This window comes from Flavobacteriales bacterium (genome assembly GCA_016124845.1).
Lineage (GTDB): Bacteria > Bacteroidota > Bacteroidia > UBA10329 > UBA10329 > UBA10329.
The window spans coordinates 37,820-54,857 of record WGMW01000003.1 but is presented as its reverse complement, the minus strand read 5'-3'; the positions used below and the strand labels follow the sequence as shown (position 1 = coordinate 54,857).

15 protein-coding genes are annotated in these 17,038 nt (G+C 48.0%); 9 read left to right on the top strand and 6 right to left on the bottom strand.

Translation table 11 applies throughout. From position 1 onward, the window contains the following. Positions 1 to 8 precede the first annotated feature (8 nt). The 4 genes from GC178_00975 to GC178_00960 form a co-directional block, all read right to left on the bottom strand. Entirely contained in the window at positions 9 to 251 is a 243-nt protein-coding gene (locus tag GC178_00975; protein ID MBI1286128.1) for an acyl carrier protein, read from the bottom strand. A gap of 2 nt (positions 252 to 253) precedes the next feature. Further along, positions 254 to 1,480 (bottom strand): beta-ketoacyl-[acyl-carrier-protein] synthase family protein, encoded by a 1,227-nt coding sequence (locus GC178_00970; protein ID MBI1286127.1) that lies wholly within the window; start codon positions 1,478 to 1,480, stop codon positions 254 to 256. 543 nt (positions 1,481 to 2,023) lie between these two features. Further along, positions 2,024 to 2,764 carry a 3-oxoacyl-ACP reductase FabG gene (fabG, locus tag GC178_00965; protein ID MBI1286126.1) on the bottom strand — a complete coding sequence of 247 codons (741 nt, stop codon included), beginning with the start codon at positions 2,762 to 2,764 and terminating at the stop codon, positions 2,024 to 2,026. Positions 2,765 to 2,907: 143 nt separating this feature from the next. Beyond that, a complete protein-coding gene (locus GC178_00960) occupies positions 2,908 to 4,449 on the bottom strand; it encodes an aromatic amino acid lyase (GenBank protein ID MBI1286125.1) in 1,542 nt (513 codons plus the stop codon). A 93-nt stretch (positions 4,450 to 4,542) separates the two neighbouring features. On the opposite strand from GC178_00960, the gene GC178_00955 reads away from it, so the two are divergent. The 6 genes from GC178_00955 to GC178_00930 all read left to right on the top strand — a co-directional run bounded on the left by GC178_00955 (position 4,543) and on the right by GC178_00930 (position 11,399). Beyond that, a complete protein-coding gene (locus GC178_00955; GenBank protein ID MBI1286124.1) occupies positions 4,543 to 8,334 on the top strand; it encodes an MMPL family transporter in 3,792 nt (1,263 codons plus the stop codon). Between the two features lie 145 nt (positions 8,335 to 8,479). Beyond that, positions 8,480 to 8,815 carry a type II toxin-antitoxin system HigB family toxin gene (locus GC178_00950; protein MBI1286123.1) on the top strand — a complete coding sequence of 112 codons (336 nt, stop codon included), beginning with the start codon at positions 8,480 to 8,482 and terminating at the stop codon, positions 8,813 to 8,815. 11 nt (positions 8,816 to 8,826) lie between these two features. Next, positions 8,827 to 9,219, top strand: coding sequence for a transcriptional regulator (locus tag GC178_00945; protein MBI1286122.1), 393 nt, complete (start codon positions 8,827 to 8,829; stop codon positions 9,217 to 9,219). Positions 9,220 to 9,825: 606 nt separating this feature from the next. Beyond that, complete coding sequence (locus GC178_00940; GenBank protein ID MBI1286121.1) at positions 9,826 to 10,419, top strand: cyclic nucleotide-binding domain-containing protein; 594 nt, start codon at positions 9,826 to 9,828, stop codon at positions 10,417 to 10,419. An 87-nt stretch (positions 10,420 to 10,506) separates the two neighbouring features. After that, positions 10,507 to 10,992, top strand: coding sequence for an SgcJ/EcaC family oxidoreductase (locus GC178_00935; protein MBI1286120.1), 486 nt, complete (start codon positions 10,507 to 10,509; stop codon positions 10,990 to 10,992). Positions 10,993 to 11,117: 125 nt separating this feature from the next. Further along, positions 11,118 to 11,399, top strand: coding sequence for a GNAT family N-acetyltransferase (locus GC178_00930; protein ID MBI1286119.1), 282 nt, complete (start codon positions 11,118 to 11,120; stop codon positions 11,397 to 11,399). Between the two features lie 228 nt (positions 11,400 to 11,627). Here the strand turns inward: GC178_00930 and GC178_00925 are convergent, their stop codons facing one another. Next, positions 11,628 to 11,927 (bottom strand): helix-turn-helix domain-containing protein, encoded by a 300-nt coding sequence (locus GC178_00925; protein ID MBI1286118.1) that lies wholly within the window; start codon positions 11,925 to 11,927, stop codon positions 11,628 to 11,630. A 2-nt stretch (positions 11,928 to 11,929) separates the two neighbouring features. Further along, the gene (locus GC178_00920; GenBank protein MBI1286117.1) at positions 11,930 to 12,268 is read right to left on the bottom strand and encodes a type II toxin-antitoxin system RelE/ParE family toxin; all 339 of its coding nucleotides are present in this window, start codon (positions 12,266 to 12,268) and stop codon (positions 11,930 to 11,932) included. Positions 12,269 to 12,380: 112 nt separating this feature from the next. Between GC178_00920 and GC178_00915 the strand changes: the two genes are divergently transcribed. The 3 genes from GC178_00915 to GC178_00905 all read left to right on the top strand — a co-directional run bounded on the left by GC178_00915 (position 12,381) and on the right by GC178_00905 (position 16,945). Next, positions 12,381 to 13,895 (top strand): FAD-dependent oxidoreductase, encoded by a 1,515-nt coding sequence (locus tag GC178_00915; GenBank protein MBI1286116.1) that lies wholly within the window; start codon positions 12,381 to 12,383, stop codon positions 13,893 to 13,895. A 102-nt stretch (positions 13,896 to 13,997) separates the two neighbouring features. Next, positions 13,998 to 15,245 (top strand): FAD-dependent oxidoreductase, encoded by a 1,248-nt coding sequence (locus GC178_00910; protein MBI1286115.1) that lies wholly within the window; start codon positions 13,998 to 14,000, stop codon positions 15,243 to 15,245. Continuing rightward, on the top strand, positions 15,245 to 16,945 hold the full coding sequence (locus GC178_00905) for an NAD(P)-binding protein (GenBank protein MBI1286114.1): 1,701 nt from the start codon (positions 15,245 to 15,247) through the stop codon (positions 16,943 to 16,945). The genes GC178_00910 and GC178_00905 overlap by 1 nt, the downstream gene beginning before the upstream one ends. Positions 16,946 to 17,038: the final 93 nt, after the last annotated feature.

Sequence of the window (17,038 nt, the reverse complement as noted above, 5' to 3'; positions counted from 1 at the left end):
TCAACTGATCAACTCACCTTAGAGGCAATAAAGTTGTAGAAGTCGTCAAACGACTTGATGGTCTGGAAGTCTTCGGCTGTGGTTTTGAAACCGAAATTCTCATCGATAAGCACCACGAGGTCCACATAATCGAGACTGTCGAGGTCGAGTGTTTCGTGCATGTTGGCATCGGCCACAAGGTCGGCCGCATCTGCCTCGAATTCCTCTATCAGGAACTCATTTACGGTATCGATGATCTGCTGCTTGTCCATTTTCAGGGCGCGAACTTACGAATTATCAACGTTGAGTTTGTTCCTCCGAACCCAAACGAATTTGAGAGGATCGTGTTCAATTCCTTATCCACACTTTTTGATGGGATGTTGAGCTTGGCCGAGGCTTCATCTGGCTCTGAGAAGTTGATGTTGGGTGCCACGAAACCGTTCTGCATCATAAGTAGCGAATAGACGACCTCTGAGGCGCCTGCCATCCAGCACTCGTGGCCCGTCATGCTTTTGGTGCTGCTTACCAATGGGCCGTTGTCTCCGAATACGCTGTGGATGGCCTGTGCTTCGAACGCATCGCCAACGGGTGTACTGGTGGCGTGGGCGTTGATGTAATCGACCTCTTCGGGTTTTACTCCGCCCATTTCCATGGCCATTTTGAGCGCGCGCACCTGCCCTTCTTCATTGGGGTTGGAGATGTGCTCTCCGTTGGAACTGAAGCCGTAACCGACCACTTCGGCCAAGATGTTGGCTCCACGTGCCTGTGCGCTTTCCAAACTTTCGAGAATGACGGTTGCTGCGCCACCACTTGGTACCAGTCCGTTGCGTGTCTTATCAAAAGGACGTGAGGCTTCGGTTGGGGTGTCCTCATAGGTGGAGAAGGTTCCGATGCCATCGAAACTTCCGAATGCATACGGGTTGACCTCTTGCGCGCCTCCGCAGATGATCTGTTTCTGCAATCCCATTTTAATGAGCAGGAAGCCCATACCGATGGAATGCGAACCGCTGGCGCATGCCGCACTCACCGTAAAGTTGACGCCTTTGAGGCGGAAGATGGTGCTGAGGTTCATGGTTACGGTGCAGTTCATGCTCTGGAAGATGTTTCCTGAACCGATAAGTGTGGTGTCCTTCTTCTCGCGAAGCAGATCCACGCCTTCTATGACCGCACCTGCGGTACTATCGTTTCCGAAGAGAATACCGACCTCGTTCTGGTCGATGAACTCTTGGGTCATGCCTGCCATTTCCAACGCCTGTTTTGTAGAAACGAAGGCGTAGAGCGCTTCCTCTGGCATGTTCTTGCGGTCTTTACGACCGAGTTCTGCTTTCAATTCGGGCATGGGCACATCACCGACCAGCGCAGAACGGAAACCCATTTCCTTGCGCACAGGGTCGAAGATGATACCTGATTTTCCGTCCCGGAGCGAAGCCGTCACTTCCTCGGCATTTTGGCCAAGGCAAGAATGAATTCCCAGACCAGTTATCACCACTCGGTTATTCATGCTTGAGAAATATTTTTTGTTTCACGCAGAGACCAATTTACCTCTCGCAAAGGCGCAAAGGCGCGAAGAGGATTATTGCACAGAGAAAATCTGAGAAATGGAGATGCACCGAGAAAATCGTTTAGCCACAGAGGCGCAGAAGGCACAGAGGTTTTCACAGAAAAAACTCCTTTTTCATTCTGTGTAAATCTCCCGAAGTGTCGGGACAAGTTGTGTTTCTGTGGCTTTAACATGTCTGTTCTTTTTATCTCACGCAGAGACGCAGAGATGCAAAGAGGATTATTGCACAGAGAAAATCTGAGAAATGGAGATGCACCGAGAAAATCGTTTAGCCACAGAGGCGCAGAAAGCACAGAGGTTTTCACAGAGAATGTTCTCTGTGTCTTTCTGTGTAAATCTGTGTTTCTGTGGCTATAAAATGTATTCACTCTTTTTCAACTAATTAAATCCCCCGTCTCGTTTCTCGACACCCCCTTTGTAAAGGGGGAACCGCGTTCTGCAAATCTTATCTCTTAATCAACTTTATAAACTCTGTAAACTTCATCAACAATATAATCCACCATTGATATTAATCACATTTCCTGTGATGTACGATGCATCGTCAGACACCAAGAACGAAACGGCTGCGGCTACTTCTTCCGGCTTTCCGAAACGCCCCATCGGTATCATCCTTGACATCTCTTTCTGGTCGAAATCGGCTGTCATATCTGTTTCGATGAAACCTGGTGCAACGGCATTTACGGTTACGTTTCGCTTCGCGATCTCTTTTGCTAATGCTTTGGTTCCAGCAATTACTCCACCTTTTGCAGCTGAGTAATTGACCTGCCCTGCGTTGCCCATCATTCCAGATACGGAAACCACGTTGACAATTCTTCCCCAACGCTTGCGGATCATGCGGTCAACCAACTTGCGGGTAACGTTGTAGAAACCACCTAACGACACGCCAAGCACGTTATCCCAATCCTCGTTAGGCATCACCATGTAAAGTCCGTCTTTGGTAATTCCTGCGTTGTTCACGATCACGGAGATGTGTTCGCCTTCGTTGGCTTCCAACCATTTGGTCAGAGCCGCATCTGTCTCTTCTCTATCGGCCACATTGAAACCAATGGCTTCGGCCGTGCCGCCTGCTTCTTCAATCAGCTTCACGGTTTCATCCGCAGCAGCTGAGTTAGAAGCGTAATTGACCAGCACATGCAGTCCGTGGTCTTTGGCCAAACGCACCGAAATGGCGCGTCCCAATCCACGTGAACCACCTGTTACCAATGCTATTCTTCGGTCGCTCATGAGTTTTGTTGTTTTTCACGCAGAGATACAGAGACACAGAGACAATAATTCATCTGAGAAATCTGTGAAAATCTAAGCATCTGTGGCATTAACATGTAAACTCTATCTCTTGTCAACTTATCTCTTTGTCAACTCAATCAACCTCAAAAAATCTCAATCGGTGGATCATTCTCATGCAGGTAATTGGCCAGTTCTGCCAACTGTGCTGAACGCGGCTTGTCATCTTCGAAGGTTGCCAAATGCTTGCGCACCGTATCGTAGAACTTCTGCCCAGCTACTGACATCTTCGACTTGACGCCTAGACTATCGACACCTTGCGCAATGGCAACGGCTTCAATGGCCATGACCTGGAACGAATTGTCGATCACCTTTTTGGTCATCAACGCAGCGTTGGTTCCCATGCTCACGATGTCCTGATTATCGTTGTTGTTCGGAATGGAATGCACGTACATCGGGAAGGAAAGCGTCTGGTTTTCAGCCGTGGTTGATGTGGCCGTGAACTGCATTCCCTGCACCCCGAAATTGTAACCGAGTTTCCCCAAGTTCATGAACGGTGGGAAGATGTCGTTCAGCTTCTCGTTAACGAGGTAATTCAACTGCCTCTCGCACAACATGCTCAACTTGGTAATGGCAATTTTCATCTTGTCCATCTCCAATGCCACATAATCTCCGTGGAAGTTGCCACCGTGATACACGTGCTTGTTTTCGAGGTCAACAACAGGGTTGTCGTTGGTTGAGTTGACCTCATCCAACAGAATTTCCTCTGCGTTCTGAACGGTCTCCAAAATGGGCCCAATGATCTGCGGAATGCAACGGAACGAATAGTATTCCTGCACCTTTTCCTTGATCGGCTTGCCGTTGCCCACCTTGTGAATATCCTTGAACAGTCGGTCTTCGCGCTTGCGCACCAACTGGCTCGTTTCCAAACATCTGCGCATAGCGGCCGCCACTCGCTGCTGACCTTCGTGCTTCTTCGCACGGTTCAGGAACTCCGAATAACTATCGTCATACGAACGGACCACCTCGTTGATCACGGCTCCGATCAATGTTGCCCAACGCAGCAATCGCTTGGCATAGATGACATTCAGTAACCCGATGCCGCTCATGCACGAAGTTCCGTTCATCAATCCCAATCCATCGCGCAGCTGCAACATCAAAGGTTCCATTTTCAATTCCTTGAGGATGTCGGCCACAGGTCGAACCTCGCCTTTGTAGCTGGCCTCTCCTTCTCCGATCAATCCCAACGCCAAGTGCGCCAATTGCACCAGGTCGCCACTCGCCCCTACACTTCCGTGCTCAGGGATGTACGGGTAAATGCCTTTGTCGAGATATGCCACCAACTGATCGATGACACCTTCGCTAATGCCCGAACCACCCAGCGCAAGAGTGTTCAGTCGGTTCAGCATTACGGCACGCACGTACTGATCTGGCAATCCTGCTCCAAGACCTGAAGAATGGCTGCGCACCAAGTTGTACTGCAATTGCTCCAACTCCTCATTCTCAATGCGGTATTGCGCCATTGGGCCGAAACCCGTGTTGATGCCGTAAATGATCTTGTCTTTGGAGAACTCGGTCAGGAACTGAAAACTCTCGTCAACAACGGCTCGCTGCTGCGCTGACAATCGCACTTTTTCTCCTTGTACAACAACGCGGAAAAACTGATCGAGTGTAAGTGTTGGTCCTATGACGTGCGAGTTTTGGGTGAGCCCGTTCTCAGGGGGCGCAAATTTAACGTTAAATCAATTTTGTTCCCTATCATTGACTGCCAATCTTTTCTGATGGGTCGGATACTTCAGTCTATTTATCTTAAAACGCTAAAATTCAAATGGTTATGGCTGTTTGGGTTTGCCGTGATTTTCGTCATGATGGGCTGGAAAGCGAGCCAGCTCCACATTGAGGAAGACATTACCAAAACGTTTCCGAGGACTGAGGAGTTCAAGAAGTACGACAATCTATACCGCAATTCGTCTATATCTGGAAACATTGTTGTAGCGATCGGGCCGTTGTCGAAATCGTCAAGTGATGAACTTGTTTCCATCGGTGAGAACCTTTTGGAGCAATTCAACCAGTTGGACACAGGATTGTTCAAGGACATTCAGTTCAGTTCGGATGCCGCGAAGTTGGAACAGGCTTACGGGAATTACCTACGTGATCTGCCGTATTTTCTGACCGCGGATGAGATCGATACGCTTTTCAAAGACCTTTCGGGAGATGGCATCGAAACACGCCTCACTTCCACCCTGAACCGTCTTCGCAGCTATGAAAGCTTGGGAACCAAGAAGTTCCTAATGAAAGACCCACTGCAGCTCGGTTCGCCCATTCTGAAACGATTGAGCAAACTCGAAGAAGGCAGCACGTTCAAAATTGTGGATGGCTACACATTTACGGCCGATGGCGAGTATCTGCTGATGATCGTGAAGCCCACGCATCCACCTTCGGAAACCATCGAAAACACAAGATTGGTGGAAGGCTTGCAAGCTGCGGTTGATACGGTTTCTGCTGAATTGAGCGAAGAGGAAATCCTGCTCTTTGGTGGGCCTGTGATTGCCGTTGGGAATGCCACACGTATTAAGAAGGATACGAACCTGGTGGGTATTCTGGCGGGTGTGATCATTCTGTTGCTGCTCATTGGCTATTTCCGCAAACTCTTTTTACCGATTCTATTCTTCATCCCTGCCATTTTCGGATTGGTTTTCGCCTTGGCGATGATCACGCTCTGGCAAGGTTCTATTTCGGCCATTGCGGTTGCAGTGGGTACGATTGTGCTGGGAATTGCCATCGATTACAGCTTCCACTTCTTCAATCATTACCGCGAAACGGGATCCATTTCGGAAACGCTGAAAGACGTGAGTTCGCCCATGTTGCTGGGTTGCGCCACAACTGTTGCAGCCTTCTTCTGCCTAAACTTCCTGCATTCCGAAGTGCTTGCCGATTTTGGAACATTTGCAGGTTTGAGCCTTATCGGAACAGCCTTCTTCGCATTGCTCGGACTGCCACATCTTGCCACGTTAGCCAAGTTCAAACCGATGGCCGAACCGAAGGAAAAGCAACCCATGGCTTTCAAGTGGAAAGCGTTGCTGTTTTTCAGTCTTATCGGAGCTACGGTCTTCCTTTGGAATTTCGCGGATGAGGTCGAATTTGAGAATGACCTGAACAAGATCAACTACTTCCCAGAGCATCTTCAGCGCGCTCAGGACATTATTGTCGGAGACAGCAACCGCGAAAGTCTATTTGTGCTTTCTGCTGATGAAAACCTTGGAAGTGCCGTTGCTAAAAGTGCTGGAGTTCAAAATGCTTTGAAAGACACTTCCATCCGCTCTACGGTTCTGACTGATGTTGTTCTCACTCCAAGTCAAATCCAAGCAAGCGTTGAAACGTGGAACAAATACGTTTCGGAATTAGATGAGGAAATTGAATTCAATCTTTCTGAGCAAGGAACAGAACTCGGCTTTCAGCCTCAATTCCTATCTGTTTATCAAGACCTGTTTCGAACCTACGAAGTCGCTGATGAGCAATTCTACCGCGATTTCCTGCTGAACGACCCGATCTACAGCGAGTTCATTTTTAAAGGCGATGACGGCTACAATGTGGTTTCTACGGTCAATCTTCCGAAAGCCAAACGAGCGGAATTCACAGAGAAAACCGAACAATTGGAAGGACTGGAAACCGTTGCGCGTAGTTCGCTCGCTCAGAATTTGGTGGATACGGTCAGCGAGGACCTTAACCTCATGCTGCTCATCACATCGGGGCTGGTTTTCGTGGTGCTCCTCCTCACCTATGGCCGCTTGGAATTGGCGCTCGTAACCTTCCTACCAATGGCCGTCAGTTGGGTTTGGATCCTCGGCATTTGCGGCCTGTTCCACATCAAATTCAACATGATCAATGTGGTGGTTACCACGTTCATTTTCGGGCTGGGCGATGACTATTCCATCTTCGTTTCTGACGGCATCCTGAGCCGCTACAAATACGGTATCGACAAGCTGCGTTCGTACCGCAGCTCCATCATCCTTTCGGCCATTACCACCATCATCGGAACGGGTGTACTCATCGTCTCGCAGCATCCCGCGTTGCATTCCATCGCGGTGCTTTCGGTCACAGGAATGGTCTGCGTGGTCATCGCATCGCTCACACTGCAACCGCTGCTTTACGACATCCTCATCGACAGTCGCAAAAAACGCGGCTTCTCCCCGCTCGAACTCCGCGATTTCTTCCGCGCAGCGCTGGCATTCGGCTGGTTCTTCATCGGCTGCATCATCCTCACTGTCATCCTCATCGCGCTGCTTCCGCTGCCCATCAAATCGCAGAAAAAGAAGCATTGGATGTTGTCGCTTATCAGCTGGTTTATCTGGACGGATTACAAGACGATGTGGCACGTGAAGGAGCGTTGGATCGACAAAGACCCGCTCGACAAACCCGCCATTCTCATTGCGAACCACGCTTCATTTGTGGATCTAATGGTGATGATCGGCAGCAGCAACAAATTGCTACTCGTTACGAACGATTGGGTGTGGAATTCGCCCTTTTTCGGGGCGTTTATCCGTTACGCGGAATTCATCCACGCCAAGGATGAGACCTCGTGGGATCTGGAGAACATCCGCAAGAAGATCGATGAGGGTTATTCCATTCTCATTTTTCCTGAAGGAACGCGCAGTTTGGACGGCCGCATTGGGCGTTTCAAGAAAGGGGCGTTCTACTTGGCCGAGCAGATGCAGTTGGACATTCAACCCGTTATTCTGCACGGCATTCATCACGCGTTGCGAAAGGGCGATTTCTCCGTTCAGAAGAGCGTGATGACGATGAAATATCTGCCGCGCATTACTGCCGATGATGCCAGCTACGGAACAGGTTACCGCGAACGCACCAAGGCTATTTCAAGGCATTTCAAATCAGAGTTTGAGAAAGTGCGTCTGGAGGTGGAAACGGCCGATTTCTTTGCGGATAAGGTGCAGCGGCTGTACACGTACAAAGGTCCTGTGCTGGAATGGTACGTGCGCATCAAAATGATGCTCGAAAAGAATTTTGAGGAAATTGTTTCGCGTGTGCCGCGAGAAGGAAAAGCCTACGATCTGGGTTGCGGATACGGTTATCTCTCGCATCTGCTTGCAATGCAGTCGTTCGATAGGCAGGTGATCGGGTTGGATTACGATGAGGAGAAGATCCAAGTGGCGGCCAACACGCATTACAGCGGTGGCAACATCTCATTTGCGCAGGCGGATCTGACGCAGTTCACGCCCGAAGCGGCCGACTGTATCATCATTAAAGATGTGCTGCATTATTTCCCTGCGGCCGAACAGGAAGCGCTGCTGCAACGCTGTGGCGAAAAGCTGAACGATGGCGGTATCATCATCATCCGCGATGGTATTGAGGATGAGCAGCAGAAACATGGCGTGACCAAAATGACGGAGGTTTTCAGCACCAAACTCTTCGGTTTCAACAAGACCGAACACGAACTGGAATTCCTACCCGAAGCGCGCATTCTCTCCTTTGCCGAGCAGTTCAACCTGAGCGTAGAACGCTTGGAGAACAAGGCAAGCTCGAATGTTACTTTCGTTTTGAGGCGTAGACCCTGAAACAAGTTCAGGGTGACAGAATTTGTAAGGTTGCAGCAAACCTCGGCCGTCATGCTGAATTTATTTCAGCATCTTGGCAATACCCAAAATTCAATTCCAAAAAGTTTCCTTTAGTGAAACTTTATTACCTTTGTAAGTGTGTTGAATGAAAGTTCACCTGATCAAAAAGCAAAGCATTCTCGACTTCATTGGAAAGAACGCGCAAAGCAGAACGGGATTTGAGACGTGGCTGTCCATCCTCGGTCAGGCCGACTGGAACGAACCTGCTGACATGGTGGCGACCTTCAACACGGCCGACATTCTTGGAAATGGCTCCAATCGAGTGGTTTTCAATATTGGCGGCAACAAATACAGGTTGATCTGCGCTTACATGTTTGGGAAACACCAGGCGCATCTCTTTGTAAAATGGATGGGAACACATGCCGAATACGACAAGCTTTGCAAGAAGGGTGAACAATATTCGGTGGATATGTACAAATGAAATTCAGAGCCATGGCAGAGTTGAAATACAGCGTTATCAAAACCAAAAAGCAATACAACGATTACTGCAACACGTTGGAAGAACTGGTTTTCAGCCAGAATGCCGATGTGCAGGATGAGATTGAACTGCTCACGCTTCTGATCGGAACGTGGGATGCCGAACATGCTTCATTCAAGGAGAAAGACCCGATTGAACTGCTTACCGCGCTGATGCATGAAAACGGACTGAAGGCAAAAGACCTTGTTGATATTCTCGAACTCTCCAAAGGAACAATCTCCAAAATTCTGAACTATCAGAAAGGACTTTCAAAAGAGAGCATCCGCAAACTGGCCGGGCATTTTAAAATGGCGCAGGAGGCATTCAATCGTCCCTATGATCTGATGGAGAATAAGAGTGCTGCGTAAAGCAAATTCGAGTGTTACTTTCGTTTTGGGGAGGGAAAAATGAGAGCGACCAATTTCATAGTGGTAATTCCTTTAGCCATTTCAGGGTTGATTGTATCAATTGGGAACAGCCTCATTCTATCAACACATTACCTGCGTTATTTTGATGCAACCGATTTTATGTTTCTGGAGAAATTGTTTCCAATTCTTCTCATGGTTTTGGGTTTAGCACTTATCCTGAGAAGAGTTAAAATCGGACTTTGGATATCAGTTTACCCTCAGGTGTTCTACCTGTACAGGGCAATCTCTGTTCTTAACAAAACTAATCCTCAGCCAAGTCAAAATTTGGCTGACTTCCTGATTTCTTATGGGGAAATCTATATTACAATTCTTTGTTTATTCTTCACAATATTCCTCGTTCTCGTTTTTGGAAAAACTGTTAGAAAACATTTGAGTTTGACGGTAAGGAATATTACTCATCATCTCGCCTTCATCACGGGTATAGTTTTGTTAACGCTACTACTGACATATTTTGACTTTGCTCAAACCCTCCGTAAATCACCGTAATCCAATTAACCGCGCGTTTCCAAATTTGACTTGTGTTACTTTCGTTTTGAGGAAAGCGAAATGAACCTTCAACCCGTCATCGATCAGTTGTCTAATTACCTGCCATTGGAAAAGCAGGAAATTGAGGAGTTGGAAAAACGTGCTACGGAAAGACGGATAAAAAGACGCCAGTTCATTCTTCAGGAAGGTGATATCTGCACGCGCTACACGTTTGTGGTGGAAGGCTGTTTCCGCATGTACAAGGTGGACGGAACGGGCAAGGAACACAACCTTCAGTTTGCCATTGAGAATGAGTGGATCTGCGACATTGGCAGTTTCCACACCGAAAAGCCAAGCGAACTTTACATCGAAGCCATCGAGAATTCGGTGGTCATTCAGATCGAGCGACCCGACCTGCTCCATTTCTACGTCAACTACCCCAAGTTTGACCGCAACTTCCGCGTGATGATCGAGGATGCGTTTGTGGCCCTTCAGAAGCGTGTGCTTCAGAACATCAGTTCGTCAGCCGAAGAACGGTATCTCGATTTCCTCGAAAACCATCCGCATCTTTTCAACCGCATTTCCAACGTTCAGATCGCCTCTTACATTGGCGTAACGCCCGAGTTTCTGAGTAAGATCCGGAAGGAAACCGTGCTCGGCAATGGCAAATCTTAATCTACATTAAGACCATTTCTTAATCAACCTTATGGGTGGGGCTGCCTCGCATGGTTCACCTTTGTATCGAACCAAAAACAAAACGCCATGAAGTATTTCTCAGCAATCATTATCGCGATGGCACTCATCGCATGTAACTCAAAAACCGAAACGTCAAATCCTCAAAACACAGCAACAATGGAAAAACAAGACAAACAACAGATTGAACAACTTCTGGAAGTGTACAAGACCTCTCTGAACACCTCCAACGCTGAACTTTCAACCAGCCTTTATGCGAAAGATGGCGTGTTCATGCCATCCGAAGCGCCATCTGCCAACGGAACGGAGAATATCAGAAAGGCATATGAATTCGTGTTCTCGCAAATTCAGCTGAACATTGAATTCTTCATCGAGGAGATCACCGTAGAGAACAACTTTGCGTTTGCCACAACTACATCCAAAGGAACAACCCTGATACACGCACTTGGACAGACCGTTCCAGAAGAAAACCGCGAGCTTTTCGTGTTCGAAAAAGTTAATGGCGAATGGAAAATTGCCCGCTACATGTTCAATAAAATGAGCCCACAGAAGTAATTCTGAACTCACTGAAATAGGCGATCCGATGGAAATTCCATCGGGCCGCTTTCTTTTTCCAGCTTTCCGAAAAATTGAACCATCAAACAAACTCGGGTGTTACCTTCAAGCTTGTCAAACTATCCATGGAAATTCTACTGAAAGAACAAGGCAGCAAAGGTGCTGCATACATTGGCGAATTCAGCAAACCTGAAGCGGCAATGACCTACTCCATCGCTGGAGATGATCTGATCATTATCGATCACACCGAAGTTTCAGACAAGTTCCGCGGTCAAGGCGTTGGGAGAAAACTTTTGGACGCCATAGTTTCCAAGGCAAGGCGCGAGAACAAGAAGATCCTGCCGCTTTGTCCTTATGCGAAAAGCGTTTTCGATAAGGATGAAAGCATTGCGGACGTGTTGAAGTGACAGTCAGTAAATCACCGTAATCCAATTAACCGCGCGTTTGCGACCTTCGCAGCGAATGACGGAGAAGCTGTACGATTTCGTGATCATCGGTAGTGGGCTGGGCGGCCTGCAATGTGCGTACATCTCGAAAAACAGAACCTGAAACAAGTTCAGGTTGACGCACTCTGAGAAGTTTAATGGTAAACCGTTGCCGTCATGCTGAACTTGTTTCAGCATCTATTCCAACCATCACAGAAAGGTAAGCCCAATTCGCTTGTTAAGCCCCTGCTCAAAAATGCGGATGAGCGTGGAAAGTTGAATGTTCCCTTTGGCGTTCTCCAATTTGGATATGTAGCTCTTCTTGGTGCCTGTCTTTTCTGCTAATTGCTCTTGCGTAAGATTGGCCTCCTTGCGTGCAGCCTTCAACATCTCAGAGATGATGAACATCTGTGCATTCTCCTCATAGCGGTTTCTACTTTCAGAACCGACCTTTCCATGTTCGAGTTCAACAAGCTGGTCAAAATCCTTGATGTTCGCGTATCTGTCCATTTTCAATTGCTTTTCTGTTCAAAATATTGCCGCATCAAACGCTGCGCCTTTTCAATTTCGTTCTTCGGTGTCTTCTGCGTTTTCTTCTGAAAACCGTTGAAGTGTATCACCAACCGTCCTTCATCAAAACAACAGAAGATGCGGTAAATGTTCGATTGGAACTCGACCCGTATCTCATACAGACCATCCGTTCCCTCCAAGTGTTTCAGGAATTTCTCTGGCACGCGGTCAACCTGTTTTATCAGTTCAAGCACGTACTGGATCTTGGCTTTCACCTTCGCGTCCTGCTCCTGATAGAACTCAATAAAGTGCGTTTCGAAGAAGATGATTTTCCTTACCACACCGCAAAGTTAACTCAAAAGATAACTTCAATTACATGTTTCACGTTTTTCATTTCCTCATCCGTAAATCACCGTAATCCAATTAACCGCGCGTTTGCGACCTTCGCAGCGAATGACGGAGAAGGTGTACGATTTCGTGATCATTGGTAGTGGGCTGGGTGGCTTGCAATGTGCTTACATCTTGGCTGACCATGGTTTCAGTATCTGTGTGCTGGAAAAGAACCAACAGTTGGGCGGCTCGTTACAGGTTTTCAGTAGGGACAAAACGGTTTTCGATACAGGCGTGCATTATCTGCCCGCGCTGGACGAAGGCCAACCACTTCACTCCTACTTCAAATACTTCGGACTTACAGAAAGTGTGAAATGGAAGAAGATGGACAACCATTTCGACCAAATAAGTTTTGATGACGGCTCGAAATTCCATCATACCAGTTCTTGGGAAGCTTTCGAAGACGAATTGATCAAGGAGTTTCCTGATGAAGAAAAAGCCATTCAACTTTACAGCCGAACCATTCAGGAAACCGTGACCACGTTCCCGTTGGATCAACTTGAATTCTCGGAGCAAGACCATACAGACATCGGCCTATTGGGTCTTGGTGCCAAAGAGTTGATCGATGGACTTACACTCAACCCGAAATTACGGGCAGTCCTGGCGGGTTCAAACTTGCTTTACGCGGGTTCTGCTGAGAAGTGTCCACTCTATATTCATGCGTTGGTCACGCATGGATATGTGTTGAGCGCATACCGTTGCGTGGATGGCGGTTCGCAATTGGCCAAGGAACTTTCCAAGCGCATCCGCGAGAAAGGCGGTGAAGTGCTGCGAAGAAAGAAAGTGGTCGGTTTTGAACTGGAAAGTGGTCAACTCACGGCCGCGAAAACCGAAGACGGAGAAACCTTCCAAGGCAAGAATTTCATCTCCAACATTCAACCGAAAGTGCTGTTGCAGATGATCGGAAAGGAGCATTTCAAACCGTCATTTTACAATCGGTTTCAGCGCGCTCTACACACGCTTTCCAGCTTTTCGGTGCACATCGTTTGCAAGCCACAATCGTTCCCGTATCTGAACTACAATGTTTATCACCACACTTCCAATCATGTTTGGGCCAAACCTGATTACACGGAAGCTGAATGGCCGTTGCAATACCTGCTTTGCACGCCCGCCACTTCAAAGTCGGATGAATGGGCAGACGGCATTTCCATCATGACCTACATGCGGTTTGATGAAGTGGAACAATGGGCGAATTCGCAGAACACGATTGTTTCCCCGCACGAACGCCCATCCGATTACGAAGCTTGGAAACATCAGAAAACCGAACAGTTATTGGATGCGGTTGAAAAGCGTTTCCCTGAGATCAGAAACTGCATTCAAAGTGTGCATGCTTCAACCCCGCTTACTTTCCGCGATTACATCGGCAATGATGATGGAAACATGTACGGAACCGAAAAAGATTTCCGCAGAGGGCTGACGAATTTCATCTCTCCGCAAACAAAAATCCCCAACCTTTGGTTGACTGGACAATATTTGAACCTGCATGGCATCTTTGGTGTTACCATCAGTTCAATCGTCACATGCAGTCAATTTTTGGATAAGAAGCAATTATTAAAACGAATTAAGGACACCGAGTGAACACTTTAACGCCACAGATTCACGGATTTACACAGATTTCTCTGATCAATTTTCTGTGCAGAATCAGTGAAAATCTGAGCATCTGTGGCCAAATCCATGTAAATGAAAAATATTGATGTCTTAGTCATAGGAGCAGGACCATCTGGATCGGTGGCCGCTTCGCATTTGGCCAATCAGGGTTACAAGGTCACGATTGTGGAACGCGCCAAGTTTCCACGCTTTGTGATCGGTGAGAGTCTGCTTCCCATTTCGATGGAACATTATGAGGAAACAGGCCTTCTCCCCGCTTTGGAAGAGAAGCAATTCGAAATCAAGGAAGGAGCGCTTTTCATCCGAGACGGTATTGAATTCCGTATTTCGTTCGATGATAATTTCACGCCTGGCTGGACCTACGCCTGGCAAGCCCCGCGAGGCGAATTTGACAAAACGTTGGCAGATGAAACCGAAAAGAAAGGCGTTGAAATCCTTTATGAGAGCACGCTTGGCGACCTGAGTTTTGATGAGGATGTAGTGCGCTTCAACGTCAACACACCAACTGGAACTGTGGATTACACAGCCCAATTTGTGGTAGATAGCAGCGGCTACGGTGGCGTTCTGGCCAAGATGCTGGAAATTCCAACACATGTTTCGCCAACGAGTAACATGGCCACTTACACGCACTTTCTGGACGATACGCGCGACACGTTCCCAACACCGATGCAGATCTCTTTCGACATCCTCGAAACAGACCTTTGGCTGTGGGTGATTCCGTTCAATAATGGCATTACTTCGCTTGGTTTTGTGGGCAACAAGAAATACTTCGATGAGTTTACGCAGGACGGTGCCGATGTGAATGCGGCCTTCAATAATATGTTCAAGCGGTCGAAGAAATTCGCAGAGCGTTTCAAGGATAAGACCTACATGTTCGAACCGAAAGTGCATGGCGATTACACGCGTCATTCCGACCGTTTCTTCGGTGACCGCTACGTGCTTACAGGAAACACCACCGAGTTCCTCGACCCTGTTTTCTCTTCGGGTGTGGCGTTCGCAACGCAATCTGGAATTACCGCTGCTAAGCTGGTTGACCGCCAACTGAAAGGCGAACAAGTCGATTGGCAGAAAGATTACGTGGAGTTTTTGGAATACGGTATTGACGTTTTCCGAACCTATGTGAAGGAATGGTACACAGGCAATTTGCAGAAGATCTTCTTCCACGTGAACATCAACCCGTTGATGAAAAAGCAACTCACTTCTGTGCTTGCAGGCTATGTTTGGGACAAGACAAATCCGTTCGTGAGCAAGCACAACACCATCATCCGCACGCTGGCTCAGGTGGTGGATATTGAAAAGATGGCCAAGGCCAAAGCTTGATGCGTCACCAACCCATCAAACCATCCTACGATGTGGTTGTCATCGGTGCGGGCGTTAGCGGACTGACCTCTGCTGCGCTGCTAAGCCGTGCTGGACTTTCCGTTGGCGTTTTCGAAATGGACAGTCGGCCAGGGGGTTATCTGGCAGGTTTCCGCAGGAAGGATTTCCGTTTTGATAGCGCCATTCATTGGTTGAACCAGTGCGGACCGCGAGGTCTGGTAACCCGCGTTTTCGATTTCATTGGAAACGACCATCCTGTGGCAGAAATTCAGCCGAACATCAAGCGATATGTGGGCGATACGTACAGCTATCATCTCACCAACAATCCCGATGAACTGAAAGCAGAGCTCATTGCCAAGTTCCTGCACGAGAAGGACGGCATTGAACGCTTTTTCAAGGATGCCAAGCAGATAGGAAAGTCGTTTGACGGACTGCCCGCTTTCTCGCGTTCGTTGGAAACAATGGGTTTCTTGGAGAAATTCTTCTTCAACATGCAACGGTTGGAATTCGCAATGGCGTTTCTGAAGCACATCCGTTTTACAGGACCCGAAGGAACGGTGAAAGGATTGCAGCGCTACTTCAAAGACCCTGAAATGCTGAAAATCTTTGGGTCGGAAGAGGAATTGCTTTCTGCGTTGGTGCCTATCGGATGGGCGTATTATAGCGATTATCAGAGTCCACCGAAAGGTGGAAGTCAGGTATTTCCTGAGTGGTTGCAATACGTGACCGAGAAACTCGGAAATGACGTTCATTTCCAATATCGGGTTGAGAAAATTGAACTGGAAAATGGGCAGGCCAAGGGCGTCACCCTCGACAGAAAAGGCGAGAAATTCACCGTAAAAGCCAAGCACATCATTGCCGCTTGCGATGTGGAAACGCTGTATGAGAAGATGCTTCCCGACACGGCTGTTCCAACCACCATCAAGAAGAAACTGAAGGACGCGGAACTCTACAGCTCGGCTGTGACCATCAACTTAGCACTGAATTGCCCTGTGGAAGAACTCGGTCTGGATGACGCCATGCTTTTCATTGTGCGTGATGATGTGAAACGCACGGAGCACAACGCAGGCGACCCGCACAAAGCGGGCATCAGCGTTCTCGCTCCTTCGTTCCGCGACCCATCATTGGCACCGAAAGGCAAAGGCACCATGACCATTTACTGCTACGCACGGTTCCATCAGAATGAGCAATGGATGACGGAAATCGATGAACACGGTCATCTGAAACGTGGCGAGGCGTACAAGAAATTCAAGCAGGAATATGCAGATGTGCTCATTGACCGCGTGGAGAAGAAACTCGGCAAGGACATCCGTTCGCACATTGAGTATTGCGACATCGCAACGCCTATTACGCACTGGCGCTACACGGGAAACCGCGATGGCTCGCTGATGGGTGCGCGCCCTGGAAAGGCAAACATGCAGGCCAAAATTGCGGGGCACAGAACGCCCGTGAAGAACCTTTGGCTTGGTGGCCATTGGGCAGACCTTGGCGGTGGCGTTCCCATAGCCGTTAAATCGGGCATGAACACCGCGTTGCTGGTACTGAAAGACATGAAACCAACTGCGTTCAAGGTATTGGCGCATTACGTGGATACGAAAATCACCAAAGAAGAAGCCGACAATTCGGGTATATTCGTTCCGTATGATAATTCTTGGATTCAGGAATTGACTCCTGCCGAAAAGAAACAGAACATTTTATAGCCACAGATGCACAGATTTTCACAGAAAACACGGATTAAATATTCTCTGTGAAAATCAGTGTCAATCTGTGCATCTGTGGCTAAACACATGTAC